This window comes from Klebsiella sp. RCJ4 (assembly GCF_009025755.1).
In the GTDB taxonomy this organism is placed as follows: Bacteria; Pseudomonadota; Gammaproteobacteria; order Enterobacterales; family Enterobacteriaceae; genus Klebsiella; species Klebsiella michiganensis.
The window spans coordinates 1-1,299 of sequence record NZ_WCIN01000032.1 but is presented as its reverse complement, the minus strand read 5'-3'; the positions used below and the strand labels follow the sequence as shown (position 1 = coordinate 1,299).

The 1,299-nt window shown below is 48.3% G+C and carries 2 protein-coding genes; both read left to right on the top strand.

Annotated features, from left to right (window positions below; translation table 11 throughout):
• The coding region (locus F8562_RS29440; RefSeq protein WP_319644007.1) for a DUF6708 domain-containing protein at window positions 1-271 on the top strand (271 nt) is incomplete at its 5' end.
• A gap of 33 nt (window positions 272-304) precedes the next feature.
• Entirely contained in the window at window positions 305-1,105 is an 801-nt protein-coding gene (locus F8562_RS11115) for a DUF6708 domain-containing protein (RefSeq protein WP_151891908.1), read from the top strand.
• Window positions 1,106-1,299 lie beyond the last annotated feature (194 nt).

Here is a 1,299-nt window from a genome sequence, read left to right as displayed (position 1 = left end):
GGGCTCGGTCTGCGAACCGGGAACGTATAATGTCATCCATCGTTTTCAGCTTGCAGACGGAGAGCCCGCAGAGTTACAGCAAGTCTGGAGTTTCCTCTGCCTGTATATGAAAGGCGAGCCAGTGCCCGCAGAGCCCAAAAATAAAGGCAGACCCGACAGCTGGCGTCCACGAAAAGCAGACAAATGGCCGGAAGAGTGGGGGCGGGAATCCACCACCGCACCAGATGGTAGCACTCCTGTTATTCGGTCTCGTGAAACGCTGCCGGAATAAGTGATATTATGGACAGTCAACAAGGAAAGGGAAATGACCGACAATTTATTTGTTCGCGCTAAACCGAAGCTTAACCCTCCCGTCAGTGCCTGGAAAACGGATATGCCGGAAAGCCGTGAACCACAACTGGTGCCTCCGCGGCTTATCTGGATGAACAAGATAAATGATGTGTATCTTGAAATCCCCCGTTATGACAAAGGGATGACATGGTGGGGAATGATTCCATCAGCAATATTCACTTTTGGAATAATGGTTTTTGTTATATTAGTTTGCGTGCAGATATCTGAATATATAGATGGTTACGCAATGCCTGGCTTGATAATGCTAAGTATCACTTTTTTTTCAACAATGATTTTATTTTGTTTGAAAATTGCATTTATAACGCCACGAGATCAGCCAGTTCGCTTAAATCGCGGTCGCCGTAAAATTTACGTATATAAATACAAAAAAGACCGTATCCCCTGGTTTAAATGGCCGGTCATTATCACCCGATATAACTGGGCTGATGTTCACGGTGAAATCCGGTATTGCAGCGATCGCTACCGTTCGGGCCATCAGCTATGGGGCTCGGTCTGCGAACCGGGAACGTATAATGTCATCCATCGTTTTCAGCTTGCAGACGGAGAGCCCGCAGAGTTACAGCAAGTCTGGAGTTTCCTCTGCCTGTATATGAAAGGCGAGCCAGTGCCCGCAGAGCCCAAAAATAAAGGCAGACCCGACAGCTGGCGTCCACGAAAAGCAGACAAATGGCCGGAAGAGTGGGGGCGGGAATCCACCACCGCACCAGATGGTAGCACTCCTGTTATTCGGTCTCGTGAAACGCTGCCGGAATAAGTGATATTATGGACAGTCAACAAGGAAAGGGAAATGACCGACAATTTATTTGTTCGCGCTAAACCGAAGCTTAACCCTCCCGTCAGTGCCTGGAAAACGGATATGCCGGAAAGCCGTGAACCACAACTGGTGCCTCCGCGGCTTATCTGGATGAACAAGATAAATGATGTGTATCTTGAAATCCCCCGTTATGA

What these genes read in the sequence shown, in the direction of transcription:
- F8562_RS11115 (WP_151891908.1), top strand. Translation starts at nt 305, where the DNA reads ATGACCGACAATTTATTTGTTCGCGCTAAACCGAAGCTTAACCCTCCC.